Raw genomic sequence first — 26,813 nt, 5'->3', positions numbered from 1 at the left:
AGGTTCGGGGTGCGTCCCCGCCACGATACGGAGGGGTAGGAAAGAAGCCAGTGGATTCAACCGAGGATCGCCCCGGGCGGACCCAACCGGATGATCCCCGCGACGGCAGAAACGCCGAGGGGGCGGCGGGCGCCGAAGGCCAGGAAGCCCAAGGCATACTTCGGCGCAGCTTTATTGGCATTTCCGCGTTTCTTGCCATGTTGGCCCTCCTGGTGGGGCGACTCTTTTGGGTGCAAGCCATCGACCCCACCGGGCGAGCCAAAGCGGCCCTGGATGCACGGCGTCGTACCCAGAAAATTGCCGCACTGCGCGGAGAAATTCATGACATCAACGGCAACGTCTTGGCTCGTTCAATTCAGCGATACAAGATCACCGTGGACCAAACGGCTGTGGCCCCCGTTGACCGCTTGAACGAGAAAGAGATGAGCGTTCAGGATGTGGTGTACAAACTGGCCGACATCCTCAAGAAGCCGGACAACGACATCAAAAAGAGCCTCGATGGAGACAGCAAATACGCCGTCATCGCCGAAGAGGTCACGCCTGATGTCAACAACGCGGTCATGGACATCAAGGCTCCATTTATCTATTCGGAGTCCATTTCCAAGCGCAGCTACCCGGACGGTTCCATTGGTGGTTCCGTCGTCGGGTTCCTGAACTCTGAGGGCGCCGCCGGCGGCATTGAGCTCCAGTTCGACACTGACCTCACGGGTAAAGATGGCGAACGAGTCTACGAAATCAGTGCCAATGGCATCCGCATCCCGGTGGGCGAAGATATGAATCAACCCGCCGAGGACGGTAAGACCGTTCGTCTGACCATTAATCGCGATATTCAGTACTTCGCTCAGCAGCAGGTCAAAGCCCGCTCGGATGAGTTGGATGCCGAGTGGGGGACCGCGATGGTCATGAACATTAAAGACGGCTCGATACTGGCGTTGGCCGATTCGTCGATGATTGACCCGAACAACTACGAAAAGGCGGCTCCGGGTGACTTCGCGGCGAGGACCGTCAGCGCGGCCACCGAGCCCGGGTCGACGGAAAAGATTCTGACCGCCTCGGCCGTGATCGAAGAGGGCAAGTCCACGCCCACGAGTGGATTCGACGTTCCGGCCGAGCTCCACATCGACGGGCAGACCATTACCGACGCCTTCGACCACGGGGCACAAAAGCGAACCCTTGCCGGAATTATCGCGGATTCCATGAACACGGGAACCGTCTTGGCCGGAAAACAGCTCTCGAAAGACCAGCGGCACGACTGGCTCGAAAAATTCGGCATCGGAAAGAAAACCGGTATCGAACTGCCAGGCGAGAACCGAGGGATTTTGGCGCCAGCCAAAGACTGGGATGTCCGCCAGCAGTACACGGTGCTGTTCGGTCAGGGTGTCTCTCAGACGCCGCTTCAAACGATGATGGCCTATCAAGCCGTGGCGAATAAGGGAATACAACTTACGCCGCGAATCGTGGAGTCCATCGTCGGGCCGGATGGTACCGAGGACAAGCGGCCCAAACCCGAGGGGAAGCGCATCGTGTCCGAGCGCACCGCGCAACTGGTGCGGGACATGATGGAAGTGGTCGTTACCGAAGGCGGCGCCAAGGAGGCTGCCGTCAAGGGCTGGCGCGTCGGTGGTAAAACCGGAACCGCGGAAGCCCCGGCGGACAAGGGCGGCGGCTACGACGGCTATACGACCTCGTTCATTGGCATCGGGCCCATGGAAGATCCGACCTACCTGGTCGGCGTCGTCTTGCAGCGGCCCAAGGGCGATGTCACCGCGATTGGTTGTACCCCCGTCTTTTCGAAGATCATGGAAAAAGTTTTGCAGTACTATCAAGTGCCGCGATCGACGACAAAGCCGGTCTCGATCCCCAAATTTACCGACGACGAGACGGGCGAAGGCAGGTAATCGCACCGTGATACGTAGTGTCTTCCCTTGTGAAGACCACTTAGCAGCAATAATCGGGTACACCCGCAAGAGCACGCATGCAGGACGCAGGAAGAAGGACCACCCACATGACTTCTGAGGAACGGTCGGCGGAGCACACGCCCCCTCCGGGTCCGGACTCTCTGAAGGGGACCGCCCAAAACCTGCGCCCGTCGAATGTGCCAACCAGGTCCCTGGACGAGCTCTCCTCGGCGCTAGAGGAGTGGGGGTACGCCGCACGGGCAGAAGGTGCCACCACCGTAGTTGTGGCCGGCATCAGCATGGACTCCAGAGAAGTTCAGTCCGGTGATCTCTACGTGGCGCTTCCCGGGGCGAACGTCCACGGGGCCGATTTTTCCGAGGCAGCCGTACGCCTTGGAGCGGCAGCAATTCTTACCGACGAACCCGGCCTCGCAAGGATGCGGGCCCTTGGCGTTCAGCTGCCGGTGCTCATCGTGGATCGGGTGCGCGACGTCGTGGGACCGTTGGCCGCTCACATCTATTCGAGCCAGCCCGCATCCGCCGAAGACCAGCGACTCTTCGCGGTCACCGGGACGAATGGCAAAACGACCACCACCTACATGGTCAATTCGGTGCTGTCGGAACTGGGCCACCTCACCGGTCTCATTGGCACGATCGAGATCCTTGCCGGTGGCACCGCCATCCCGAGCAAACTGACGACGCCGGAATCCACCCACGTTCATTCGTTGGTCACGGTGATGCGGGAGCAGGGGATTACCGCGGCATCCATGGAAGTTTCGTCGCACGCCCTGGACTACAAGCGTGTGGACGGTCTGGTTTACGACGTCGCTGGATTCACCAACCTCACACAGGACCACTTGGATTTGCACGGCACGATGGAGGCCTACGCTTCCTCAAAGGCACAACTCTTTACCCCGGAACATTCACGACGGTCCGTGGTCACTATCGACGACGCGTGGGGCCTCTGGATGGCGGACTCCGCACGTCAGGCCCAGGGAGACGGCTCAGTCGTCACCCTGTCCACCGGATTTGGCCGTGGGAATACTGCCGGATCGGAAGGGCCCGACGCCGATTGGACGGTCGAGTCGGTGGAGCCTGCGGGCATCGGGCATCGTTTTACCCTCCGCCACAGGGACGGCCGGGAGATTCGCACGGCCACGGGCTTACCCGCCGACTTCAACGTCTCCAATGCGGCTCTTGCTGCCGTGATGGTCGCCGAATCTGGCGTGGATTTCGACCGTCTGCGAGACGTCTTGGCCACCGAGGATGCCTTGACGCCTCTGGTGCCGGGCCGCATGCAAGTGTTGAGTCAAGAACCGGTAGCGATCGTCGATTTTGCGCACAACCCGGATGCCCTCGAGCGTGCCTTGGACGCGATCCGTCCGAACGACGAGGCTCACGGTCAGGTCATTGTGGTCTTTGGTGCCACCGGCCAGCGAGACCAGACCAAACGTCCGATCATGGGAGCCATCGCCGCTCGGCACGCCGACGTCGTGCTGGTCACCGACGATGATCCTCACCATGAGGCGCCGGGGCCTATCCGCGAGGCCGTCGAAGCCGGTGCTCGGGATGCCATGAAGGACGGCGCACGGGCTTCGAGTGTGGAGAATATCGCTCCGCGCTCCGCCGCTATTGCACGGGCCGTCGAGATTGCCGGGCCACAGGATTCGATCTTGGTGGCCGGCAGAGGACATGAGACCAGCCAGGATGTCGCCGGGGTGGACCATGCCCTCGACGATCGTGAAGAGCTGCGTCAAGCTCTGGCAACTCGGCGCGCACGAGAAGAAGCCACGGGAGGACAATCATGATTGAACTGTCAGTTCAACAAATCTCCGAGGCGGTCGGGGGACGGATCGTCGGCATGGACGAGACTCTCGCGGCGTCCACGACCTGTGACTCGGCGACCACGGATTCTCGCGAGGTGTCGGCAGGAACCCTTTTCATCGCCAAACCCGGAGAAGTTACGGATGGGCATCGATTCATTGGTGTATCTCGTGACGCTGGTTCCCCGGTAGCCCTGGCAGAGAGGGAAACCTCCGATCCCGAGGGTGCCGTATATCCCGCCATCGTGGTGGACGACGTCGTCGAGGCTATGGGTGCTTTGGCACATGACATCGTCGGCAGGCTTCGTCGGCATGGCGATGTCACGGTCGTAGGAATTACGGGCTCCGCGGGGAAGACCACTACCAAGGATCTTCTGGCAGGAATCTTCGCCGAGGAGGGGCCCACGGTTGCCCCCATCGGCTCATACAACGGTGAAGTCGGCGTTCCGCTGACGGTTTTCCGCGCGGACTACACCACACGCTTCCTCGTCATCGAGATGGGCGCTAATCATCTGGGCAATATTCGTTACCTCTGCGACATGGTGGTGCCGGACTACGGCGCGATTCTCAAGGTGGGCACCGCTCACGCCGGGGAATTTGGCGGAGTAGAAAACATCGCCATCACCAAGTCGGAACTTGCCGACGGCGTCGCATCGACCGGTGGCGTGGCGCTGAACCTGGACGACACCCGGGTGGCGCCGATGCAGTCCAAGGCCTCGGCCCCCGTGACGTACTTCGGGGTCGAAGGCCGCCACGTGGGAACGACCGACCACGACCTGCTCGAGGCGAGGGACCTCCGAACAGACGAGGGAGGCTGCCCGCACTTCCGTCTGTCCTTCCCGAACGGTGACGAATTTTCCGTCGCCTCGAAACTCATGGGCGAGCACCACGTGTACAACCTCTTGGCGGCCGCCTCGTTGGCATTTATGGCAGGTCTTCGGCCCGAAGCCATCGTTCAAGGCCTCAACACACTAGGCGCGGGGAGCCGGTACCGCATGGAACGGACGGATCGTCCGGACGGTGTGACCGTTATCAACGACGCCTACAACGCTAACCCTGAATCCATGGCCGCAGCCTTGCGCACGCTCGCGCAGATGGGCAGGGACGCACAACCGCCACGGCGGACCTGGGCTGTCCTGGGCCCGATGCTTGAGCTGGGCGAGGCCTCGGTTGAGGAACACGACAAAGTCGGCCGCGACGTCGTGCGGTTGAATATTCCCAAGCTCGTTGTCATCGGCGAGGAAGCCGCGCCACTATTCAACGCGGCCCATCTAGAGGGCTCCTGGGGCGACGAAGCCGTATGGGTCAAGGACGCGGATGAAGCTTTCGAGATCCTGCGACGTGAACTTGAACCGGGAGACATTGCTCTCTTCAAATCGTCGAACGGCGCGGGTCTACGCTTCCTGGGCGATAGAGTGGCACACGATCAAACCGGCGGCCCTCAGGCCGGACACGCACTAGGAAGAAAGGCGCAAGGAAACGCATGATTTCCATCTTGCTTGCCGCGGCCTTCGGTCTCATCCTCTCGCTGGCCGGGACGCCGCTGTTCACCAAGGTTCTGGTGCGGCAGCAGTACGGCCAGTTCATTCGTGAGGACGGACCCACGAGCCACCAGACTAAACGAGGCACTCCCACGATGGGCGGCGTCGTTATTATGGGCGCCACGGTCGTCGCGTTTTTCCTCTCTCTTCTCTTGAACGGCCTGATTTTTGGCGGCACGCTGACGCCGTCGGCATCGGCACTGCTGTTGATGTTCCTCATGATCGGCATGGCCGGTGTGGGATTCATCGATGACTTCAAGAAGATTGCCCGGAAGCAGTCGCTGGGGCTCACGCCGAAAGGCAAAATTGTTCTGCAGGGAACCGTCGGCGTGATCTTCGGTGTGCTGGCCCTGTTGCTTCCCGATGACCGGGGCTGGACTCCGGCTTCGACGCACATCTCATTGACTCGGGACATCCAATGGCTGGACCTTTCCTTTGGCATCCCTGTAGTCGGAGTGATCCTCTTCGTGATCTGGTCTAACCTGATCGGCACGGCCACGACCAACGCCGTCAATCTGACGGACGGGCTGGACGGCCTGGCAACAGGTGCCTCGATTCTGGTGTTTTCCGGGTACCTCATGATCACCATGTGGCAGACCAACCACCTCTGTGGCCCGGGCTCTGTAGAAAACGTCTGTTACGAGGTGAGGGATCCCGGCCAGCTGTCGGTCGTGGCCGCCGCCTTGGTCGGGTCGTTGATCGGTTTCTTGTGGTGGAACACGTCACCGGCCACCATCTTCATGGGCGACACCGGCTCCTTGGGGCTCGGTGGTGCCTTGGCGGCCTTCGCGATCTTGAGCCACACTCAAATTCTCCTGGTGCTCATGGCCGGCCTCTTCGTGATGATCTCCGCATCCGTGATCATCCAGGTGGGGTACTTCAAACTTTCAGGTGGGAAACGCGTCTTCAAGATGGCGCCCTTGCAGCATCACTTTGAACTCAAGGGATGGAAAGAAGTCACGGTGGTCGTGCGCTTCTGGATCATTGCCGGTCTCTTCGTCGCCTTGGCCCTTGGCGTTTTCTATGGTGACTGGCTCATCAGCCACGGAGGAGTGAGCAATTAATGCGAGCAACCAATGAGAATCCCGTCGTGGAGAACTCACGGTTGGCCGAACTGACCAGCTGGGACGCCTCATGGTCGGGGTTGCGTGTGGTCGTCGCGGGCCTGGGCGTCTCCGGATTTGCCGCAGCCGACACCCTGATCGAGCTGGGAGCCCGCGTCGTCGTCGTGGACGGCCAGGACACCGAAGACACCCGGTACAAAGAGCAGACGCTCGGGATCGTGGGGGCGGCGGGAGCAGTCCTCGGCGATGGAGCGATGAATTCCCTGCCCGACGTCGACGGCGCACGGCCTGATCTCGTCGTGACTTCACCGGGTCTGCGTCCCACCCTGGGCATTCTGGATCAGGCCGTCCGTGAGGGTGTTCAGATCTGGGGAGAGGTTGAACTCGCGTGGAGACTGCGTGAGCGCGCCGGGCGCAAGACCACAGAGTGGTTGTGCGTGACGGGAACCAACGGCAAGACCACGACCGTCGGTATGACCGAGTCCATCCTTCAGGCCGCCGGCTTAAAAGCGATCGCCGTGGGCAATGTGGGAACACCGATTCTTGACGCTTTGCGCGATCCCGTCGACTACGACGTCTTTGTGGTGGAGCTGTCCAGCTATCAGTTGCACTGGAGCCATTCGCTGAGGCCCCTTGCTGCGACAGTGCTGAATATTGCCGAAGACCATATCGACTGGCATGGTTCCTTCGAGAACTACCAGGCAGACAAGGCCAAGATCTACGAAAACACCAGCGTGGCCTGCATTTATAACGCTGCGTCTCCTCTGACCGAACGCATGGTCGAAGAAGCCGACGTGCAGGAAGGCTGCCGGGCGATTTCCTTCACCACCGATTCGCCGTATCTGTCCCAACTCGGGGTCGTGGATGGATTGCTGGTGGACCGTGCGTTCGTGGAAGAGCGTAGGACGTCGGCTGCGGAGCTCGCCAACGTCAAAGACACGGGGGAGTTGCCCACGCGTCATACGGTCGAGAATGCTCTGGCAGCTGCGGCCCTGGCACGAGCGGCTGGTGTCGACCCGGTGGCCGTACGAGATGGTTTGCGGAACTACCAACCTGGAGCGCACCGCATCCAACCCGTGGCCACCACGCATGGCGTGCTGTGGGTCAACGATTCCAAAGCCACCAATCCGCACGCGACCGACGCATCGCTCAGTTCCTTTGACCCGGTCATCTGGATCGCCGGAGGGCTGTCGAAAGGTGTGGCGTACGACGACCTCGTGGCCCAGCACGCCCACCGCCTCAAGGCAGTGATCTTGATCGGTACCGACACCGACTCCTTGGCGGATGCCCTGAGCAAGCACGCGCCGCAGGTGCCGATTCATCACGCCGCCTCGCCCGAGGTTGCTTCTGAAGACGGGCCATCCATCATGTCGTCAGCGGTGCGCATCGCGCATGAGCTGGCGGAGCAAAACGACACCGTTCTCATGGCGCCCGCCGCGGCGTCGATGGATCAATTCGTTTCCTATGCGGAACGCGGCGAGGCTTTCATCGACGCCGTGAGTGCGCTCGTTGAGAAGATCAACCAAGCCGGGGAAGGAAGCGCCGGAGCATGAGCACAGCAGCACCGGAGCGCCCGAGAAAGCCACGCCGCGACACTTTGTGGACCAAGATCGCCGACGGATACCGCTATGTTTCGCGGCCGTTATATCGGTGGGTCGCCACGGGATCGATGAATAGCGCGGCGATCGGCATCGCCGTATCGGCTCTGGGCCTCACGGTGCTGGGGTGCATGATGGTGCTGTCCGCTTCGTCCGTCGAGCAGATTGCTCAGGGACAATCGCCGTATAGCCTCTTTATCAGGCAGGGTATTTTCGCCTTTATCGGGATCATCGCGATGTTCGTCGCGGCGCGGATCAAGCTGTCCTTCTGGAAAAATCGTCGGCTGGTGTACTGGCTGATGGGGGTTTCGCTGGTCTTGCTTCTCTTGGTGCTCTCGCCCCTGGGTAAGGAAGTCAACGGTAACCGGAACTGGATCGCCCTTGGTCCGCTGTCGTTCCAGCCGTCGGAAATCGCTAAATTCTCGCTCATGCTATGGGTCGTATGGTCCCTAGCTCGGTCCACGCGGGTCGCGACCAGTGCACACGCCGCGCTTTTGCCGTCGTCGCTGGGATTCATTGCGGTCAGTGGGCTGGTGATTATCGGTGGCGATGCCGGTACCTGCATCGTCTTTGTGCTGATCTACGCGAGCGCCTTGTGGTTCGCACGTGCGCCGATGAAAATTTTCACGCGATCGATTCTGGGTGCATTGCTTATCGCGGTCTTGGTGGTCGTATCCGCCCCGCACCGCCTGAGCCGTGTCACGTCGTGGCTCTTCCCCTCCCAGTGCGTCGACGGACAGGAATGCTTTCAGTCCAATTCAGGGTTGGCGGCACTTGCTACGGGTTCGTGGTGGGGGCAGGGCCTGGGGGAGTCGCGCCAGAAATACAACTATCTTCCCGAGGCGCACAACGACTTCATTGTCGCGATTCTCGGTGAAGAGCTGGGATTCATTGGGACGTGCATCGTGGTGGCCCTCTTTGCCGTCATGGCGCTGTGCCTGGCCCGGGTGATCCTTCGCTCGAGCGACCGTTTCGTGCGCTTGTCTGCGGCAGCCCTGATGGCCTGGTTCGTCGGGGAAGCCTTCGTCAACATTGGTATGGTGACGGGTCTCTTGCCCGTGATCGGTATTCCGTTGCCGTTCGTCTCCTACGGAGGCACGTCCTTGACGGTCTCCCTCTTTGCGGCCGGTTTCGGGATGGCCCTGACAAAATCCCCGACCCATCCCGCGATCAGTCTGGCGTCCCTCGATAAGCATCGCGCGGACGTAGACTAGACACCGATCTCGCTCTGCGAAGACCACCACTACCGACCAAGGGAGATTCGACCATGACCCAGCCTCTGTCCGTCGTCGTTGCCGGAGGTGGGACAGCGGGGCACATTTCCCCGTTACTGGCCATTGCGGACGCCGTGCGCGAACGGCACCCTGAGGCAAAAATCGTGGCCGTGGGCACCAAGACAGGTATGGAGACCAGGCTGGTCCCCGAGGCTGGTTACGACCTCGAATTTGTGGACCGGGTGCCCATGCCCCGCAAACCCAGTCTTGATTTGCTGAAACTCCCTCTACGGATGCGTCGCGCGGTTCGTCAAGGCCAGGAAATATTGCGCCGCGCCGAGGCCGATGTGCTCGTAGGTGTTGGTGGGTATGTGTGCACGCCCATGTACCTTGCGGCGGCCCGCGAGAACGTACCCGTGGTGATCCACGAGGCCAACCAACGTCCGGGACTGGCCAATAAGGTCGGGGCCAAGAAGGCCGTTGTCGTGGCGACGGCCTTCGAGGGGACGCCGATTGCCGGAGGACGTCACGTCGGCATGCCGATGAGCCGTCGCATCGCTGAGTGCGACCGTGCCGCCGAACGGTCCGGATCACGCCAGCTGCTCGCCCTACAGGACGGGGTGCCGACCATCATCGTGACGGGCGGTTCTTTGGGCGCACAGAACATGAATCGGACGATCGCCGAGGTTCTGCGTCGTCGGGAATGGGTTGAATCGGGCGTCCAAATGTTGCACATCACCGGTCGAGGTAAGCAGCTGCTGGACGATGACGGTTCCTTGCTCAACGCCCCCGGATACCACCAGGTCGAATTCGTGAACGGCATGGAAAAGGTGTATTCGGCGTGCGACCTGTTGATCGCTCGATCCGGCGCAGCCACCGTGAGCGAAGTCGCCGCCGTTGGCTGTCCGGCGGTCTTTGTGCCGCTCCCGATCGGGAACGGCGAACAAGCGTTGAACGCTGCCGGTCTGGTGGACTCAGACGCCGCCCTGCTCGTCGAGGACAAGAAATTCAACGCCGATTGGTTTGTGTCCTCGGTCTTGCCCGTCGTCACGAACTCGGAACGCCTCACAGAGATGTCCCGGAACGGATACCGTCATGGCATTCGCGACGCGGCGCAGCAGATGGCAGAGCTGATCGACGACGCCGCAAGCCAGGGAGGGAACCACTAATCCCATGAATGCACAGCACGAGAACTCGAAATTGCTGCCGGACTTCATGTATCCGCCGTTTCCGGAGCGGCCCTCGCTGGGCGAGCTCGGACGCATCCACTTCATTGGCATGGGCGGAACGGGAATGTCGGCGATTGCCGATTTGATGTTGGCTCATGGGCTTTCGGTGAGCGGATCCGATATGAAGGACAACGCCGCGCTCGACGTCCTCCGGGCGAAGGGCGCCACGGTCCATATTCCGCAGGACGCCTCGAATGTCGAGAACGTGGACACCGTTGTCGTCTCCACAGCCATTAAGCCGACGAACCCGGAACTCGCCGCAGCCCGGGCCGCAGGATTACGGGTAGTGCACAGGTCGGATGCCCTAGCCGCCTCGATGGACCAGTCGCAATCGGTGGCTGTCGCCGGAACGCACGGCAAGACCACCACGAGCTCCATGATTTCGGTCATGTACGACGGCGTGGGAGCGCAGCCGTCATTCGCTGTAGGAGCCCGGATTGCGGCTCTGGGGTCCAACGCGGCCCTTGGCGCGACGGGACCTGACTCATGGTTCATCGCCGAAGCCGATGAATCGGATGGCTCCTTTGTCAAGTACAGGCCGACTATCGCCGTCGTGACCAACGTCGAGCCTGACCACCTGGACTTCTATGGAAGCTCCGAGGCTGTCACCGATGCCTTCGATCAATTTGTTGATTCCCTGGCCGACCCCGGGGTCTTGGTGGCCTGCTGGGATGACCCCGGCGCACGGCGTCTGGCGACGGGGCACCGGAGCCGGGGCGGAACTGTGTTGACCTATGGCACCACGGACGGTGCCGACGTCGTGATTCGCGACATCAACGGGGAAGGTACGACCAGTACCGCCGAGGTGACCTGGGACGTAGATCTGAGGGGGAACTCCCACTCGGGGTCCACGCGGCTGAGGCTTTCGGTCCCTGGCGCGCATAACGTTCGGAATGCGGCAGCAGCCCTGTGCTGTGCTCTGTACGCCGGATTCGATATGGATCGGGCGGCTCAAGCGTTGTCCGCATTCACCGGTTCTGCTCGCCGATTTGAGTTGCGAGGTCGTGAGCGCGGAATCTCCGTGTACGACGACTACGCCCACCACCCAACCGAGGTGGCCGCAGCGCTAGAAGCCGCTCGTACCGTTGCCGATGGGCACACCGTTTACGCGATTTTCCAACCGCATCTCTTCTCGCGAACTCAGGAATTTGCCCGAGAATTTGCTGAGGCCCTCTCGTTGGCGGACCGTGCCTATGTGGTCGACATCTTCCCCGCTCGCGAGGAACCGATGGCCGGCGTGACCAGCCACCTGATCACAGACGCCGGGTTCACCGAGGTGCGGTACGCCGCGAGCCCCGAGGAAGCAGCCCAGCAGATTGCTTCGTCGGCGAATGATGGAGATATCGTCATGACGATCGGCGCCGGCGACGTCACAACGTACGGCGAGATCGTCTTGAACGAGCTGCGTGAGGAAGGGCCCGTCAACGCCCGGGATTTGGCATGAGTCCACTCCATCGTCCACGCATGCCCCGTCACCAGGAGCAGCCTTCGTCGTCGAAGCAAGGAGAAGACGCGACGACCGGTTCTGTGCGTCCTGCGGATGTCTCTTCCTCGGGCGAAGCGCCCAGGGTCTCGACCACGGAAGACTCCGAACGGCCGAACCGAGCGCCACGTAACCCCCGCGATCAGTTGGCCGAAGCGACGGCTCGGGGCGACGCCGGTACCCGAGGACAACGCATCGAAGCCATCGGGAGCACCCAGCGAGTCGACGAACACCGCCCTGCCGCAGTGCGCGTCAATGACGAAGCTAAGGTTCGGGTCGAACGTGTGCCGGAGGAGCAGCCCGGAAGGACTGCGCAGGACGACCGCCCGGAACCGTCCTCGAAGCCCACTGAGACTGGGGCCGAAGAGCGTCCGGATAATATCCTGAGCTTCCCTCAGGCGGAGGACCGGCGCCGGAAGAGGCAGGGCAACCAGCCCTCGCGAGGTGCCCAAAATCGCCAGAGAAGCGCGCGTTGGTGGGGGAAGCTGCCCCGACGAACCCGCTGGATCGCTGGTATCGGGGTGCTACTCCTGGCGGCCCTTTTGTTTTTCGGCGTGGTGTTCTATTCGCCCTTGTTGGCGGTCCACAACATCACGATCAAAGGGGCAAACCTTTCCGACCAAGCAAAGGTGCAAAAGGCCCTCGATCCCCTCAAGGGACGGCCGTTGACGCGCATCAGCTCGGACGAGGTTCAGGGCATGATCGGTAACGACGTCGTCGTCGAAGGCGTCAGCATCGAAGCGAAGCCGCCCCACGACTTGGAAGTTACCGTTCACGAGCGAATTCCTGTGGCAACCGTGAAGTCCGGTGACCAATACATCCTGGTGGATAAAAACGGCGTCGCTGTGGGCTCGAAGAAGTCGGTGAATGAAGCCGGCGTGCCCTTGTTGGATGGCGGTCCGGATGCGGTCAAGAGCGAATCCTTCACCTCGGCGGTGGCGGCGTTGCAGACTCTTCCGCAGTCCTTGTTGTCTCAGCTGAACAAGGTTGAGGCTGATTCCCCGTCCAATATTCGTTTGGACATGAAGGACGGCTCACAAGTGATTTGGGGGACCAGCGACCAGAGCGAATTTAAGGCTCAAGTATTGAATAGCCTGGTCAAGGCCCTCAAGGATCAAGGTGGCGCGTCGGTTTACGACGTTTCGAGTCCTGATCACCCGGTCACCAAGTAACGCATCGCGCGTCCTCGGTGATCTAAACCTTAACGTCAAGGTTGAATATCACCATCAAACTGAGGAGATTTCCCGGAAATTCTTAGGCGCGAAACGCCGAATCGGTGCGACACGCCTACCGGTGATTGATACTCTAGGTGCGGTATAGGAACCGGCTGATAGTCGAAATCCGGTCCATAATCTAAACCTTCAATCTTAGGTTCAGGACTCGGGTTCCGGAATGTTGGCTTCACACGCTCAAACGAGGAAACCCATGGACGTTACAACTCCCCAGAATTACCTCGCCGTCATTAAGGTCGTCGGCATCGGCGGCGGCGGCGTCAACGCGGTCAACCGCATGATCGAAGTCGGCCTTCGCGGCGTCGAATTTATTGCCATTAACACCGACGCTCAGGCGTTGCTGATGTCGGATGCCGACGTCAAGCTGGATGTGGGTCGCGAGATGACTCGCGGACTTGGTGCCGGTGCGAACCCCGAAGTTGGTCGTCAGGCCGCCGAAGATCACGAAGAAGAGATCGAGGAAGTCCTGAAGGGCGCCGACATGGTCTTCGTGACCGCCGGCGAGGGTGGCGGAACCGGTACCGGTGGCGCACCCGTCGTGGCCCGTATCGCTCGCTCGCTCGGTGCTTTGACTATCGGCGTTGTGACTCGCCCGTTCACCTTCGAGGGACGCCGTCGTTCGAACCAGGCCGAAACCGGCATCGAGTCTCTGCGCGACGAGGTCGACACCTTGATCGTGATCCCGAATGACCGCTTGCTCTCCATCTCGGACCGCAATGTGTCGATGCTCGACGCATTCAAGTCTGCGGACCAGGTCTTGCTCTCCGGTGTTCAGGGAATTACCGACCTCATCACCACCCCGGGCCTCATCAACTTGGACTTCGCCGACGTCAAGTCCGTGATGCAGGGCGCGGGATCGGCTCTCATGGGAATTGGTTCGGCGCAGGGAGAGGACCGTGCCGTCAAGGCTGCGGAGCTTGCCATCGCATCACCGCTTCTCGAGGCATCCATCGACGGTGCCCACGGAGTCCTGCTGTCCATCCAGGGCGGCTCGGATCTTGGCTTGTTCGAGATCAACGAAGCCGCTCGGTTGGTTCAGGAAGTGGCTCACCCCGATGCCAACATCATCTTCGGCGCCGTGATCGACGACGCCCTGGGCGATGAAGCGCGGGTCACCGTGATTGCCGCGGGATTCGATTCCCTGAACCCCGAGACGAACAGCAATAACAACAATGCGGCGGCCAACCAGGCGCAGCGCACGCAGCAGACCTACGGCGGCGGATCTTCGCAGCCGGCCAAGGTTGCCAGCAACCCGCAGCGCGGCGGCAACAGCTATTCCGGGAACTCCTCATTCTCCGGTGGTAGCTCCTCGCAGTGGCAGGATGACTCGGACGTTCCGGCGAACGCCGGGTTCGACGTTGATCTGCCCCCGGCCGTTGATCCGAACGGGGAGTCGGGCGCCAAGAAATCCGGTAAGGATTCGCTGGACGTTCCTGACTTCCTGAAGTAACCAACTGAAAACGCGCGTGTGAAGCCGACGGGCGGGACGGCTAGGCCGTCCCGCCCGTCGCATCTCATCCACGGCGCGTACGTGGGGGCGTTATGCCCCGTAAGTAGTTTTGCCATCAGGCTCATAGAAGGGGCCGATTTCGAGGCGGTGGACGGTGCAATGCACGAGGGTGGAGGATCGACAAGCGATACGCGTGTTCATCTGAGGCATAGAGCGGACCTCTCGTCGGGGGTGTCGATCGCTTTTACCGCATCTGCTACCGGAAACCTCGGTTTGCACGTGCTTGGAACGGCGGACCCTCAGGAGCACCGACGACGCATCGAACGTGGAATCGGCCTCGATCCGGGTAGCTTGTTGTTTTTGGAGCAGGTGCATGGGACGGACGTCGCACTTGCCGACGAAGCCCCGCTCATTCCCTTGAGCTCTTCTGCGGAGGAAGAGCGCGCCTTGGCACCTGTGGCCGACGCGGCGTTGACGACGCACGGGCGCCCCCTGGCCATCATGACGGCCGACTGTCTTCCGGTGATTGTGACGTCGTCGAATCCCCTGATCTATGCGGTGGCCCATGCTGGGCGTCAAGGGCTCCTTCACGGAGTCTTGCCGAATGCCATCGAATCCCTTCGTGCCGCTGGAGGAACTGATCTGCAAGCCTGGATAGGGCCGTCGATTTGTGGACGGTGCTATGAGGTGCCTCCGGACATGGCGAACGAGGCCGAGGCCAAGCTTCCGGGTATCGCCGTTAATACACGCTGGGGTAGCCCTGGTCTCGATCTTCCAGCTGCCGCCGAAAAGCAACTGCGGAGCCTCGGCGTGGAGGTTCACCGCAAAGTCATCAACGAATGCACCTTTGAACAGGACGACCTTTTTTCGCATCGGCGAGCACCTGGACAAGGGAGGATCGCCGGTCTCGTGTGGCGGCGGGGTCATCAATCAGCGTCCTCACGGACTGAATCGATGACCGACGAAGGAGATGTACTGACATGACGGCAATCGAGTATGAGGCGGAGCGGGCACGAGAATTGTCCGTGCGACATGAGCGCGTCCTGAAAGATATTGAGCAGATGGCCGCGATGACGCCGGCCGATGTGAGGGATCCTCACGTCGGCGTCGAATTAATAACCGTCACCAAGTTTTTTCCCGCCTCTGACGTCAAGGCCCTGTACGACCTCGGAATTCGCACCTACGGAGAGAATCGCGACCAGGAAGCCTCGCAGAAGGCACATGACCTCAGCCCATTTATCGATGAGCCGGTGTCATGGCATTACATCGGTCAATTGCAGTCGAATAAGGCCAAATCAGTGGTCCGATACGCGACGAGCGTCCAATCTGTTGATCGGGCCTCGATCGTCAAAGCATTGAGCAAAGCCTATTCCGCGGCGATTTCTCGCGCTGAAGCTGGCGAAGCCTCTGAGCCGGCGGCGGCGAGTCATGGTGGCCTGGAATGTTTCATCCAGGTGGGCTTGGACGACGCGAAGGTAACTCCCGGAGAGGCTGCACAGGGGGCCCGGGGAGGAGCGGATCCCCAGGACATCGAGCACCTGGCCGATCTCATTTCCGAGGCAGATGGCCTGAAGCTCGGTGGGCTAATGGCCGTAGCACCGCTTGGTGCTGAACCCGATCGTGCCTTTGAGAAGCTTCACACGCTCAGCCGTCGTCTGATGGAAAGCCATCCCGATGCCTGGAAGATCTCTGCCGGTATGAGCGGTGATATGGCTGAAGCGATACGATGGGGATCGACCAGCGTCCGAGTTGGAAGTGCCATCATGGGGAATCGACCACGCAATAACGCGTGATGATTCCCCGATTGTGGCGTGTTGACCCACCTGATTTCCCTAGTCAGTGGGAATAATGGTCCCATTGGCGGGTAGCGCCCGTTTAACGAACGATTCTCGAGGAGTTCACATGGCCGGAACACTGCGCCAGGCGATGGTCTTTCTTGGCCTCGCCGACGACGGGTACGAGGCCCAGCCCGCGGCGCAACGGCGTCGGGTTGAGCCGGAAGCAAATGAACAGTCGTATGCCGATTCGATGGAGCGTGCCCCGCGCGAATCCATCGAAGGCTCCACGGCACTGGCGACTCGCCCCCGAGTCGAACAGCACGAAGACTATGAGTACGAGCTTGACGATCAGGACGAGCGTCGTCCCGTGGAGCGACGCTCTCAGCCTCGCCGCGAATCTCGTTCGTCCTCCTCGGCCGTGCGTCGAGCCGATGCTGCTCAAACGACTACTTCCCGGCGTAACAGCCAGGAAGCGACGGATGCGGAAGATGAGTACCGCGCTCCCGTGACCCCGATTAACCGTGCTGCGGCACAAACCGAAAGCGAAAACGAATTGCGACGCATTACCACCATTCACCCGCGCTCCTACAACGACGCGAAGGTGATCGGCGAATCCTTCCGGAACAACATTCCCGTGATCATGAACGTCACGGATATGGACGTTGCTGAGGCAAAGCGACTGGTAGATTTTTCGTCGGGACTGACGTTCGCTCTGAACGGCAGCATTGAACGTGTGACCGAGCAGGTGTTCTTGCTGACGCCCTCCAACTTGGAGGTCCTCGCGTCCGAGGACGTCTCGTCGGCACCAAACGAATCTGACGATTCACTGTTCAACCACAGCTAATAGCGCGTCGGTGCTTGGTTCGTCATAGGAAGGATTCGTCCGTTGATCTCGGCTTTGGCCATCATCCATTTCGCCTTGTATTTGGCGTTTCTCGTGCTGATGTTTCGGCTGATTCTGGACTGGGTGCAAACATTCGCGAGGTTCTGGAAGCCTCAAGGTGTTGCGCTCATTTTTGCGTCGACGGTCTACACCATGACCGATCCGCCGATGCGGTTGATGCGTAAGTGGATTCCGCCATTGCGTATCGGAACCGTTTCGCTTGACATGGGCTTCCTAGTGTTGTTGGTCGTTCTCAGCATCGCGCAGAGCATCGTGAGAGCCTCGTTAGCCTCGGGCGTGTCCTAGCCGAATCGTCGGCGCTCCGCTCGACATCAAGGTTTTCGTCAGACTTTTCCCATAAGCTCTCGTGTGAACCGTGAGGCAGCGGCCGGCTTGCCCCCAACACAACTTCGATGCGACAGCCGCCGCATCTCAACGACAAGAGGTGTATTTCATGACATTGACCCCGGAACAGGTCATTAACAAGACCTTCCAACCCACCAAATTCCGTGAGGGATACGACCAGGAAGAGGTCGACCTTTTCCTCGATGAGGTCGTGACCGAACTCCGCCGTCTCCACAAGGAAAACGACGAGTTGACGCAGAAGCTTCGCGAGGCCGGCGTCGATCCCGAGTCGGATTCCGTCTCGACGGTCGGCGTGAGCAACGCTGAGGCTCCGACTCAGAACGCGACGTCGAAGAACTCCACATCGAACGGTGAAGGCTCGTCCGATTCCGTGGCAGCGTTGAACGTCGAGTCTGACTCTTCGTCCGATCTGAAGACCGAAAACCTCAACTCTGAGATTCACCCGACCGAGGAGCAGGTTCCCACGGCGGCCGAGGGCGCCACGACGAGCGAGACCGCTCAGGCGTCGGATTCCACAAATGCCGGATCCGCTCAGGGAGGCCAGAGCGAGTCTGCCGCGTCGGCGGCGGCCGTCATCGCCATGGCTCAGCGTCTGCACGATGATTACGTCTCCCAGGGAGAGTCCGAAAAGGCCCGTCTCATCGAGGAAGGCCAAACCACGGCTCAGTCGCTCTTGAGCGATGCGGAAGCCAAGCGCTCGTCGATTCTTGCTTCTCTCGAGGAGTCGAAGACCAATCTCGAGTCTGATGTGGAAACCCTCCGCACCTTTGAATCGAAGTACCGTCGCGAGCTGAAGTCCTACCTCGAGGGCAAGCTCACCGACTTGGAGAATTCGCCGCGCGTCGAGCCGACCGCCTCCAAGTAAGTCGGAACGGAGACCGTCGAGTCTCGACCGGTAACCGGGGTCAGCGTCCTAGTGGCGCTGGCCCCGGTACTCTGTTAACGGCATACCGGATGCTTCGAGCACTACCGGAGTGTTAGCCCCGCAGTCTATCTATGAGGAGAATTTCGACCGTGAGCCAGCGCGTCGACACCGTTTCGTCGGATCGAATTCGTCGCCCCTATGTCATGGGCGGCGTGGTGATGCTGATCGTGCTGTACACGCTCGACCAAGTCTCCAAACACATGGTCGTGTCGAATATGACGGAAGGGCAGGTCATCCCCGTCGTGGACGGCGTGCTGTGGTGGCGATTCATCCGGAACCCGGGTGCGGCATTTTCGATGGGGGAATCCATCACTTGGATTTTCACGATCGTGATGGCAGTCGTCGCATGCGTGGTGCTGTTCTATCTCCCGAGGGCCCGTTCTCGTGCCTGGATTCTTGGTCTTTTTGGGCTGCTCGCGGGTGTGCTGGGCAACCTCACCGACCGGCTTTTCCGTGAACCCGGTTTTGGGCGCGGACATGTCGTTGATTTCATCTCCGTTCCGCACTTCGCGATTTTCAATGTCGCGGACTCCTGCATCACGGTGAGCATTGTGGTGCTAGCCATTGTGATGCTTCGAGGAGTTCCGCTCGACGGGCGCACTTCCGAGCCCGCTCAACCTGCTGAAGAGGACCGCTCATGAAGGATACGAACGACGTGACGACGTGGACCGTTGATGCCGACCACTCGGGGTTGCGTTTGGACGCATACTTGGCCGAGGTCACCGGGCGTTCCCGATCGGCGGCCAGTCAGTGGTGTGCCGAAGACAGGGTGTCCGTCGAGGTCGGGGGAAAACCGCTCAAGCCCACGAAGTCGCTGAAGGTTCCGGTGGGCGCTCAGGTTACGGCGGAGGTTCCGGATCCCGATGCCAAGATCCGCGTAGTGCCAGAAACCGTGGATGGGTTTGACATTGTGCACGAAGACGACGACATCGTCGTCGTCAACAAACCGGCAGGGGTGGCGGCCCATCCTTCCCCGGGCTGGCATGGTCCCACCGTGGTGGGCGCGCTGACCGCAGTGGGGGTGGCAATTTCCACATCCGGTGCGGCAGAGCGTCAAGGTATCGTGCATCGGCTGGACGTTGGAACGTCGGGTTTGATGGTTGTCGCCAAAAACGAACAGTCGTACTCGGTCTTGAAGAAGGCATTCAAAGAGCGAACCGTGACCAAGGTCTACCACGCACTGGTTCAAGGAATTCCGGATCCCCTGCGTGGGACCATCGACGCGCCAATCGGACGCCATCCCGGGCACGAGTGGCGTTTCGCTGTCGTCGAGGACGGCCGCGAGGCAATCACGCATTACGAAGTTCTGGAGGCCTTCGGCCCGGCGAGCCTGGTGGAAGTTCACTTGGAAACCGGACGTACTCACCAGATCAGGGTCCATTTTTCCGCTCTGCATCATCCATGCTGTGGTGACCTTACGTACGGGGCGGACCCGGCACTCTCGGCCCGTTGGGGGCTGACTCGTCAGTGGTTGCACGCTCATCGGCTCGGTTTTGAGCACCCCGGCACGGGCCAGGTGGTGGAATTCACGAGCGAATATTCGCCCGACCTGAGTTTTGCGGTGGACGCCATGCGCAACGGAGATGCTCTCACGGCGTCGAGCACCTAAAGTGGAGTGGTGACTTCCGCGGCTCCATCCTCCGGCAAAGGTTTTACCCATCTGCACGTCCACACCGAATATTCGATGCTGGATGGCGCGGCGCGTCTTGATGACCTCTTCGAGCACGCGCACGAACTCGGCATGGATTCCATGGCGACGACCGACCACGGATTCCTTTTCGGCGCCTTCGATTTTTGGAACCGGGCCAGAAACGCTGGCATCAAGCCCATCATTGGCGTGGAAGCGTATGTGACGCCCGGTACGGCCCGGCAGGATCGAACGCGCGTTAAATTTGGCGATGGCGGGCGCAACGACGTCTCCGGCGGTGGCGCGTACACCCACATGACGCTTTTGGCCGAGACGACCCAGGGCATGCACAACCTGTTCCGGGCCTCGTCGAAGGCGTCTTTGGAAGGGCATTTCTATAAGCCCCGCATGGACCGGGAACTGCTGAATACCTACGGCAAAGGCCTGATCGCGACGACGGGTTGTCCTTCCGGAGAAGTCCAGACTCGCCTTCGTCTGGGCCAATACCAAGAAGCTCGGGACGCCGCGGCGGAATTCCGCGACATCTTCGGCAAGGAAAACTACTATCTCGAGCTGATGGACCACGGCCTCGGCATCGAGAAACAGGTGACGAGCGACCTGCTGCGCCTGGGCAAAGATCTGCAATTGCCGTTGGTCGCCACCAACGACCTCCACTACACCCACGCCGAGGACGCCAAAGCGCACGCAGCCCTCCTGTGCGTGCAATCGGGATCGACGCTCCAAGACCCCAAGCGGTTCAAATTCGATGCCGACGAGTTCTATCTGAAATCGGCCGCCGAAATGCGGGAGCTCTTCCGAGACTTTCCGGAAGCCTGCGATAACACCCTCGAAATTGCGGAACGGTGCAATGTCGAGTTCGATACGAGCGCCAACTACATGCCGAATTTCCCGTGCCCTCCCGGGGAAAACGAGGAATCGTGGTTCGTCAAAGAAGTCGAAAACGGTCTGCACTACCGTTTCCCGAACGGCATTCCGGACGACGTCCGTAAACAGGCCGAGTATGAGGTCGGCATCATCACCCAGATGGGCTTTCCTGGATACTTCCTCGTGGTGGCCGACTTCATCAACTGGGCGAAGGACAACGGGATCCGGGTGGGGCCGGGCCGTGGATCTGGCGCCGGTTCGATGGTCGCTTACGCGATGCGTATTACGGAACTGAATCCGCTCGAGCATGACCTGATTTTCGAGCGGTTCCTCAACCCGGACCGTGTGTCCATGCCTGACTTCGATGTGGACTTCGATGATCGTCGTCGTTCCGAGGTCATCCACTATGTGACGGAAAAGTACGGCGAAGACAAGGTCGCGCAGATCGTCACGTACGGCACCATCAAGGCGAAACAAGCGCTCAAGGACTCCTCTCGGGTGCTCGGATATCCCTTCTCGATGGGGGAGAAGCTCACCAAGGCGATGCCGCCGGACGTGATGGGTAAGGGCATCTCGCTGAAGGACGTCTGCAACAAGGACGCGAAGCGATACGGGGAGGCCGACGAACTTCGTGAGCTCCTGTCCAGCGACGAAGAAGCCCGTAAGGTCTTTGAGACCGCGGAAGGCCTCGAGGGACTGAAGCGTCAATGGGGCGTCCACGCCGCTGGCGTCATCATGTCCAGTCACGACATCATCGACGTCATTCCGATCATGCGTCGTGAGCAGGACGGCCAGGTCATCACGCAGTTCGATTACCCGACCTGTGAAGGCCTCGGCCTCATCAAGATGGACTTCCTCGGGTTGAGAAACCTGACGATCATTTCCGATGCCATTGAGAACATCAAGGCGAACCGGGATTTCGACCTCGACCTGGAGACCCTCGAGACCGACGACGAAGAGTCTTACCGGTTGCTCGCGCGAGGGGACACCCTCGGTGTGTTCCAGCTCGACGGCGGACCTATGCGTCAGCTCCTCAAGCTCATGCAGCCGGATCATTTCGAGCATATTTCCGCGGTCCTTGCGCTGTATCGACCGGGACCAATGGGCGCTAATTCGCATACCAATTACGCCTTGCGAAAGAACGGTCTGCAAGAAGTCACGCCCATTCACCCCGAGCTTGAAGAGCCCCTCGCGGAGATTCTGGATACGACCTATGGTCTGATTGTTTATCAGGAGCAGGTCATGGCCATTGCGCAGAAGGTGGCGGGATATTCTCTGGGTGAAGCGGATATTCTGCGACGTGCCATGGGCAAGAAAAAGAAGGCCGAGCTGGATCGCCAGTACGAGACCTTCCACCAGGGCATGATCGATAACGGGTATTCGGAAGGTGCGGTTAAGGCACTGTGGGACATCCTTCTTCCGTTCTCGGACTATGCATTCAACAAGGCGCACACCGCGGCTTATGGCCTCGTTTCCTACTGGACCGCGTACCTCAAGGCGCATTTCCCGCAGGAATACATGGCGGCTCTGCTGACATCCGTCGGCGACGATAAAGATAAGCTCGCCCTGTATCTCAACGAATGTCGACACATGAACATCACGGTGCTCCCACCGGACGTCAACGAATCGGCATTGAACTTCACTCCAGTGGGTGACGACATTCGCTTCGGAATGGGCGCCGTGCGCAACGTTGGGGCCAACGTCGTTTCTGCTTTGGTCGAAACCCGCGAAAGCCAGGGAAAGTTCACCTCGTTCCACGACTTCTTGAAAAAGGTGCCGGCGGTCGTCTGCAATAAGCGCACCATCGAGTCGATGATTAAGGCCGGCGCATTTGACGACCTAGGTCACCGGCGTCGCGCTCTCTCGCTCATTCACGAAGAAGCCATCGACGCAACCGTTTCGGTCAAACGACAGGAGGCAGCCGGCCAATTCGATCTTTTCGGCGGTTTCGGCATGGACGACGACGATCCAGCGACCGACCTCACGGTGGCCATTCCGGACGTCCCCGAGTGGGAACGTCGCGACATGCTGAACTTTGAGCGGGAAATGCTGGGGCTTTACGTGTCCGATCATCCGCTTCGGGGGCTCGACGACGTCCTGGGGCAATTGTCTGACTCGTCGGTGCAGTCGCTCCTAGACGAAGACGGTAAGCCCGACGGATCTGTGGTGACGGTGGCGGGCATGATCACCTCGGTGCAGCGGAAGGTCGCCAAGTCGAGCGGCAATGCATACGCGCGTATTGAACTCGAGGACCGTACCGGTTCCATGGAGATCATGTTCTTTGGAAAGGTCTACGCACCCATCGCCGGCGTGTTGACGGAAGACCTTATCTGCACGATCAAGGGCCGGCTACAGCGGCGCGACGACGGTTCCGTCACGATTAGTGCCCAAGAGCTGAAAGTTCCAGACATTGATGCCGATGGACAAAAGGGACCGGTGATTCTGTCGATCCCCGAACACCGGGCCACCGAATCCACGCTACGGGAGCTAGAGAACATCTTGATTAATCACCGAGGGGACGCCGAGGTGAGGATCAACCTAGCCTGCCGGACCAAGGATGTTCTCATGAGACTGTCTCCGCGGCTGAGGGTCAACCCGAATCCAGCGTTGTTCGGTGACCTCAAGGTGCTCTTCGGTTCCTCCTGTTTGGAACGCTCCGGAGGCTCCGACAACGGACTGTGAACCACCGAATCTGCTGATCGCGGTCGTTGACGTTAAACTGGTCACGTGACTGAGACTGATTCGACCACCGTGCCCACTCCGCTCATGCGCGTACTTGACCTGCGGGGACAGCACCTGAGCCCCTCGCAGCTTCGATCCGTGGTTCCGCGACCCACCGGGGAATTCTTGGCGTCGGCCGAGGAATCGGTCGCCTCCATCCTGGCCGACGTCCGTGATAGGGGCGCCGAGGCCTTGCGCGAACTTGCCCAGCGTTTCGACGGCGTAACACAGGAATCCCTCCGGGTTCCCGAATCGGCCATACGTGAGGCCGTCGACGCTCTTGACCCTAAGGTTCGACGCGGCCTGGAGACCGCTATCGAACGGACTCGGGCCTTTGCCGCCGTGCAACGACCGGACGACGCCTCCGTTGAGGTGGCGCCGGGCGCTCACTTGATCCATCGCTGGACACCCGTGCAGAGGGTCGGTCTCTACGTTCCCGGTGGACTCGCGGTGTATCCATCGTCGGTCGTCATGAATGTCGTTCCCGCTCAGGCAGCCGGCGTTGACTCCGTCGTCTTGTGCACGCCGCCTCAAAAGGAATTCAACGGCTTGCCGCATCCCACGACCCTTGCCGCAGCAGGTCTTTTGGGAGTCACTGAGGTGTGGGCCATTGGCGGGGCTCAAGCACTCGCGGCCATGGCGTATGGGCTGGAAGGTGAGGAATCCCTTCAACCCGTGAATACGATTACCGGTCCCGGAAATATCTTTGTGGCCATGGCCAAACGGCAGCTGCGTTCGATCGTCGGCGTCGATGGAGAGGCTGGGACCACCGAAATCGCCGTCGTCGCCGATCACACCGCCGATCCCGAATTCGTGGCCGCGGATTTGCTGTCCCAGGCCGAGCACGACCCGCACGCGGGATCGTTGCTGATGACGGACTCACCAGAACTCGCAGAGGCCGTCGAAACCGCTTTGCAACGGCGGGTGTCCGAGACCAAACATCGTGACCGGGTGAGGGAAGCGCTCGGCGGGCCCCAATCCGGCGTGATCCTCACGGATTCGCTCGAGCGTGGCATCGACGTCGTCAACGCGTACGCGCCCGAGCACCTTGAGATCCACACAGAGAATCCCCGTGAGGTCGCGTCTCGCATACGGAACTCTGGCGCGATCTTCTTGGGCCCGTATAGCCCCGTGCCCCTCGGCGATTACGCCGCTGGATCCAATCACGTTTTGCCCACCGGCGGCTCAGCTACCCACAGCAGTGGGCTCTGCACCACGTCCTTCATGAAGGCCGTGCAAATCATTGAGTACACCGAGGATGCTCTAGCCGCCGTGGGGGACGACATCATTGCCGTGGCCTCGGCGGAGGACCTTCCCGCGCACGGGGCCGCCATAGCGGCACGTACTGATCGTCGGTCCACCTCAGGAGTGAGCTGAATGCATTGTCCCTATTGTCGGCATCCGGACTCCCGGGTCGTCGATTCCCGCGTGGCCGACGATGGTTCCGCCATCCGCCGTCGCCGCCAATGCTCGTCGTGTTCACGGCGATTTTCCACGCTCGAGACGACGTCGGTGAATGTCATCAAACGATCCGGGGCCACCGAGCCGTTCCAACGTGCCAAGATCGTCTCTGGTGTGCGCAAGGCCTGTCAGGGGCGACCCGTCAGCGAAGACGACCTGGCGCTGTTGGCCCAAGAGGTCGAGGAGTCCATTCGGGCCAAGGGGCTTGCCGAAATCGACGCCAACGACGTCGGTCTCGCTATTCTTGAACCTCTACAACGCCTCGATGAGGTGGCCTACCTGAGGTTCGCCAGTGTGTACCAAGCCTTCGATGGTCTTGAAGACTTCGAAACCGCCATCCGCACCTTGAGGGGCATCAACGAAGCCGACGGCGGTGCCGGAGCCGCTTCGAAGACGACGCCGGCGGAAGGAACCTCGAAGGATGGAGAATCCTCCCAGGCGAAGCCGCGTCGTCGGGCGAAAAAGGCCAAAGATTCCGACGAACCGGATCAGCCGACTCTGATCTAGACCCGTCGAGGAACTTATGGTTAGATAGTGACTGGTCGCCGGTACTTGCGGAGGGGAAGCCGTCAGGTACCGGCGTTCACCATTTAAAGCGAGATGTTCCATGCCGGTCCGTCACGGCATGGGCCAGCGTGGTTTCACCCCAGGGATCCACTCTGAGGGAGAAAAAATCCGTTCGAGGCCCGGAGGCCGCGAACGGATTTTTTCTTGAGGTCACTCGTCAGAAGCAACCGGGTAATTCTTAATCCTCCAGCTCTTGGTCGTGGTATTCCCTTTCTCCAGGTTGCCCCGCTGCCCAGAGGGCCGCGCCCACGATCCCGGCATTGTTCTGCAGCGCGGCCGGGCGGATCGGTGTGGAGATGTCCTCGAGATACGGCATGAACTTCTCCGGTTTCTTGGACACGCCGCCGCCCACCACGAAGAGGTCGGGGGAGAAGAGCGCTTCCACCCGGCTGAAGTACCGGTGTAGCCGTTCTCCGTATTTGTCCCAGGAAAGATCCTCACGCTCGCGGGCACGAACGGAGGCCTTTGATTCGGCGTCGTGGCCGTCAATTTCGAGGTGTCCGAGTTCGCTATTGGGCACGAGAATGCCGTTATGGATCATGGCCGAACCAATTCCCGTTCCCAAGGTGATCACAAGGATTAGTCCGTTTCGGTCACGACCTTGGCCGTAGATTCCTTCGGCCAAACCTGCCGCGTCCGCGTCATTGACCGCGTAGACGGTTCGTCCGAGCGAAGATTCGGCGAGCTTCTTCAATTCGGCGCCGATCCAGGACTTGTCGACGTTTGCCGCGGACCAGGTCACACCATTTTTCACGATCGCCGGAAAGTCGATTCCCACGGCGGTGTTTGGGTCTGGGGCAAGGTCGCGAGACTGAAGCTCCTCGACGATTTGTTGCACGACCGGTAGGACGGTTTCCGGGGTGGCGGGTTGTGGCGTATCGATGCGGTGGCGGTCGCTGACCAGCGAGCCGGTTCGCAGGTCCACAACGCCACCTTTGATGCCGGTTCCGCCAATGTCGATGCCAATGGCCAGTTCGTGAGGTTGCGGATCGGCAAGAGTGGAGACGGAGTTGAGGTCCTGCTGAATGGCTACAGCCGGACGGTCGGGGGTCACTGACGACATGCGTT

Annotated in this window: 22 protein-coding genes; 20 read left to right on the top strand and 2 right to left on the bottom strand. The window is 60.5% G+C overall.

Annotation, left to right across the window (positions count from 1 at the left end):
* Window positions 1–50 precede the first annotated feature (50 nt).
* The 5 genes from B9Y51_RS10570 to murD all read left to right on the top strand — a co-directional run bounded on the left by B9Y51_RS10570 (window position 51) and on the right by murD (window position 7,879).
* Complete coding sequence (locus tag B9Y51_RS10570; RefSeq protein ID WP_245826155.1) at window positions 51–1,898, top strand: peptidoglycan D,D-transpeptidase FtsI family protein; 1,848 nt, start codon at window positions 51–53, stop codon at window positions 1,896–1,898.
* A gap of 107 nt (window positions 1,899–2,005) precedes the next feature.
* The gene (locus B9Y51_RS10565; RefSeq protein ID WP_048678832.1) at window positions 2,006–3,706 is read left to right on the top strand and encodes a UDP-N-acetylmuramoyl-L-alanyl-D-glutamate--2,6-diaminopimelate ligase; all 1,701 of its coding nucleotides are present in this window, start codon (window positions 2,006–2,008) and stop codon (window positions 3,704–3,706) included.
* Window positions 3,703–5,208 carry a UDP-N-acetylmuramoyl-tripeptide--D-alanyl-D-alanine ligase gene (locus tag B9Y51_RS10560; protein ID WP_085529621.1) on the top strand — a complete coding sequence of 502 codons (1,506 nt, stop codon included), beginning with the start codon at window positions 3,703–3,705 and terminating at the stop codon, window positions 5,206–5,208. The genes B9Y51_RS10565 and B9Y51_RS10560 overlap by 4 nt, the downstream gene beginning before the upstream one ends.
* Complete coding sequence (mraY, locus tag B9Y51_RS10555) at window positions 5,205–6,326, top strand: phospho-N-acetylmuramoyl-pentapeptide-transferase (protein WP_048678825.1); 1,122 nt, start codon at window positions 5,205–5,207, stop codon at window positions 6,324–6,326. The genes B9Y51_RS10560 and mraY overlap by 4 nt, the downstream gene beginning before the upstream one ends.
* Window positions 6,326–7,879, top strand: coding sequence for a UDP-N-acetylmuramoyl-L-alanine--D-glutamate ligase (gene murD / locus B9Y51_RS10550; RefSeq protein ID WP_085529620.1), 1,554 nt, complete (start codon window positions 6,326–6,328; stop codon window positions 7,877–7,879). Before mraY ends, murD begins: the two co-directional genes overlap by 1 nt.
* Here murD and B9Y51_RS11500 read toward each other — a convergent pair.
* Window positions 7,845–7,922 carry a twin-arginine translocation signal domain-containing protein gene (locus B9Y51_RS11500; RefSeq protein WP_353954373.1) on the bottom strand — a complete coding sequence of 26 codons (78 nt, stop codon included), beginning with the start codon at window positions 7,920–7,922 and terminating at the stop codon, window positions 7,845–7,847. The genes murD and B9Y51_RS11500 overlap by 35 nt on opposite strands.
* Before the next feature lie 73 nt (window positions 7,923–7,995).
* Here B9Y51_RS11500 and ftsW point away from each other — a divergent pair, with 73 nt between their 5' ends.
* The 15 genes from ftsW (at window position 7,996) to nrdR (ending at window position 25,685) form a co-directional block, all read left to right on the top strand.
* Window positions 7,996–9,138: a putative lipid II flippase FtsW gene (gene ftsW, locus B9Y51_RS10540; protein ID WP_158088290.1), complete on the top strand. Its 1,143-nt coding sequence runs from the start codon at window positions 7,996–7,998 to the stop codon at window positions 9,136–9,138.
* Between the two features lie 53 nt (window positions 9,139–9,191).
* Window positions 9,192–10,307: an undecaprenyldiphospho-muramoylpentapeptide beta-N-acetylglucosaminyltransferase gene (gene murG / locus B9Y51_RS10535; protein WP_085529619.1), complete on the top strand. Its 1,116-nt coding sequence runs from the start codon at window positions 9,192–9,194 to the stop codon at window positions 10,305–10,307.
* A gap of 4 nt (window positions 10,308–10,311) precedes the next feature.
* The gene (gene murC / locus B9Y51_RS10530) at window positions 10,312–11,811 is read left to right on the top strand and encodes a UDP-N-acetylmuramate--L-alanine ligase (protein ID WP_085529618.1); all 1,500 of its coding nucleotides are present in this window, start codon (window positions 10,312–10,314) and stop codon (window positions 11,809–11,811) included.
* 20 nt (window positions 11,812–11,831) lie between these two features.
* Window positions 11,832–13,022: a cell division protein FtsQ/DivIB gene (locus tag B9Y51_RS10525; protein ID WP_158088289.1), complete on the top strand. Its 1,191-nt coding sequence runs from the start codon at window positions 11,832–11,834 to the stop codon at window positions 13,020–13,022.
* 253 nt (window positions 13,023–13,275) lie between these two features.
* The gene (gene ftsZ, locus B9Y51_RS10520; protein WP_048678811.1) at window positions 13,276–14,532 is read left to right on the top strand and encodes a cell division protein FtsZ; all 1,257 of its coding nucleotides are present in this window, start codon (window positions 13,276–13,278) and stop codon (window positions 14,530–14,532) included.
* Window positions 14,533–14,763: 231 nt separating this feature from the next.
* Window positions 14,764–15,516, top strand: a complete 753-nt coding sequence (locus B9Y51_RS10515; protein WP_245826153.1) for a purine nucleoside phosphorylase YfiH/LACC1 family protein — start codon at window positions 14,764–14,766, stop codon at window positions 15,514–15,516.
* Window positions 15,513–16,325: a YggS family pyridoxal phosphate-dependent enzyme gene (locus B9Y51_RS10510; protein WP_085529615.1), complete on the top strand. Its 813-nt coding sequence runs from the start codon at window positions 15,513–15,515 to the stop codon at window positions 16,323–16,325. The genes B9Y51_RS10515 and B9Y51_RS10510 overlap by 4 nt, the downstream gene beginning before the upstream one ends.
* Before the next feature lie 109 nt (window positions 16,326–16,434).
* Window positions 16,435–17,154, top strand: coding sequence for a cell division protein SepF (locus B9Y51_RS10505; protein ID WP_053089939.1), 720 nt, complete (start codon window positions 16,435–16,437; stop codon window positions 17,152–17,154).
* Between the two features lie 42 nt (window positions 17,155–17,196).
* Window positions 17,197–17,499 (top strand): YggT family protein, encoded by a 303-nt coding sequence (locus B9Y51_RS10500; RefSeq protein WP_126855833.1) that lies wholly within the window; start codon window positions 17,197–17,199, stop codon window positions 17,497–17,499.
* Between the two features lie 148 nt (window positions 17,500–17,647).
* On the top strand, window positions 17,648–18,424 hold the full coding sequence (locus tag B9Y51_RS10495) for a DivIVA domain-containing protein (RefSeq protein ID WP_085529755.1): 777 nt from the start codon (window positions 17,648–17,650) through the stop codon (window positions 18,422–18,424).
* 149 nt (window positions 18,425–18,573) lie between these two features.
* Entirely contained in the window at window positions 18,574–19,125 is a 552-nt protein-coding gene (gene lspA, locus B9Y51_RS10490) for a signal peptidase II (protein WP_245826151.1), read from the top strand.
* A complete protein-coding gene (locus B9Y51_RS10485) occupies window positions 19,122–20,093 on the top strand; it encodes an RluA family pseudouridine synthase (RefSeq protein ID WP_085529613.1) in 972 nt (323 codons plus the stop codon). Before lspA ends, B9Y51_RS10485 begins: the two co-directional genes overlap by 4 nt.
* A 75-nt stretch (window positions 20,094–20,168) precedes the next feature.
* Window positions 20,169–23,678: a DNA polymerase III subunit alpha gene (gene dnaE, locus B9Y51_RS10480; protein ID WP_245826190.1), complete on the top strand. Its 3,510-nt coding sequence runs from the start codon at window positions 20,169–20,171 to the stop codon at window positions 23,676–23,678.
* A gap of 84 nt (window positions 23,679–23,762) precedes the next feature.
* A complete protein-coding gene (hisD, locus tag B9Y51_RS10475; RefSeq protein ID WP_085529611.1) occupies window positions 23,763–25,094 on the top strand; it encodes a histidinol dehydrogenase in 1,332 nt (443 codons plus the stop codon).
* Window positions 25,095–25,685 carry a transcriptional regulator NrdR gene (gene nrdR, locus B9Y51_RS10470; RefSeq protein ID WP_085529610.1) on the top strand — a complete coding sequence of 197 codons (591 nt, stop codon included), beginning with the start codon at window positions 25,095–25,097 and terminating at the stop codon, window positions 25,683–25,685.
* A 238-nt stretch (window positions 25,686–25,923) separates the two neighbouring features.
* On the opposite strand, the gene ppgK is transcribed toward nrdR, so the two are convergent.
* On the bottom strand, window positions 25,924–26,808 hold the full coding sequence (ppgK, locus tag B9Y51_RS10465; RefSeq protein WP_085529609.1) for a polyphosphate--glucose phosphotransferase: 885 nt from the start codon (window positions 26,806–26,808) through the stop codon (window positions 25,924–25,926).
* Window positions 26,809–26,813 lie beyond the last annotated feature (5 nt).

Origin of the sequence: Kocuria massiliensis (assembly GCF_900169715.1) — a bacterium.
Classification (GTDB): Bacteria; Actinomycetota; Actinomycetes; order Actinomycetales; family Micrococcaceae; genus Rothia; species Rothia massiliensis.
Note: the sequence above shows the minus strand (reverse complement) of the source record. Positions and strands in the feature narration are given on the sequence as shown.

Excerpts from the sequence above, each read along its gene's own strand:
- B9Y51_RS10565 (WP_048678832.1), top strand. The coding sequence starts at position 2,006 with ATGACTTCTGAGGAACGGTCGGCGGAGCACACGCCCCCTCCGGGTCCG.
- B9Y51_RS10560 (WP_085529621.1), top strand. The coding sequence starts at position 3,703 with ATGATTGAACTGTCAGTTCAACAAATCTCCGAGGCGGTCGGGGGACGG.
- mraY (WP_048678825.1), top strand. The coding sequence starts at position 5,205 with ATGATTTCCATCTTGCTTGCCGCGGCCTTCGGTCTCATCCTCTCGCTG.
- murD (WP_085529620.1), top strand. The coding sequence starts at position 6,326 with ATGCGAGCAACCAATGAGAATCCCGTCGTGGAGAACTCACGGTTGGCC.
- ftsW (WP_158088290.1), top strand. The coding sequence starts at position 7,996 with ATGAATAGCGCGGCGATCGGCATCGCCGTATCGGCTCTGGGCCTCACG.
- murG (WP_085529619.1), top strand. The coding sequence starts at position 9,192 with ATGACCCAGCCTCTGTCCGTCGTCGTTGCCGGAGGTGGGACAGCGGGG.
- murC (WP_085529618.1), top strand. The coding sequence starts at position 10,312 with ATGAATGCACAGCACGAGAACTCGAAATTGCTGCCGGACTTCATGTAT.
- B9Y51_RS10525 (WP_158088289.1), top strand. The coding sequence starts at position 11,832 with ATGCCCCGTCACCAGGAGCAGCCTTCGTCGTCGAAGCAAGGAGAAGAC.
- ftsZ (WP_048678811.1), top strand. The coding sequence starts at position 13,276 with ATGGACGTTACAACTCCCCAGAATTACCTCGCCGTCATTAAGGTCGTC.
- B9Y51_RS10510 (WP_085529615.1), top strand. The coding sequence starts at position 15,513 with ATGACGGCAATCGAGTATGAGGCGGAGCGGGCACGAGAATTGTCCGTG.
- B9Y51_RS10505 (WP_053089939.1), top strand. The coding sequence starts at position 16,435 with ATGGCCGGAACACTGCGCCAGGCGATGGTCTTTCTTGGCCTCGCCGAC.
- B9Y51_RS10495 (WP_085529755.1), top strand. The coding sequence starts at position 17,648 with ATGACATTGACCCCGGAACAGGTCATTAACAAGACCTTCCAACCCACC.
- B9Y51_RS10485 (WP_085529613.1), top strand. The coding sequence starts at position 19,122 with ATGAAGGATACGAACGACGTGACGACGTGGACCGTTGATGCCGACCAC.
- dnaE (WP_245826190.1), top strand. The coding sequence starts at position 20,169 with ATGCTGGATGGCGCGGCGCGTCTTGATGACCTCTTCGAGCACGCGCAC.
- hisD (WP_085529611.1), top strand. The coding sequence starts at position 23,763 with ATGCGCGTACTTGACCTGCGGGGACAGCACCTGAGCCCCTCGCAGCTT.
- nrdR (WP_085529610.1), top strand. The coding sequence starts at position 25,095 with ATGCATTGTCCCTATTGTCGGCATCCGGACTCCCGGGTCGTCGATTCC.
- ppgK (WP_085529609.1), bottom strand. The coding sequence starts at position 26,808 with ATGTCGTCAGTGACCCCCGACCGTCCGGCTGTAGCCATTCAGCAGGAC.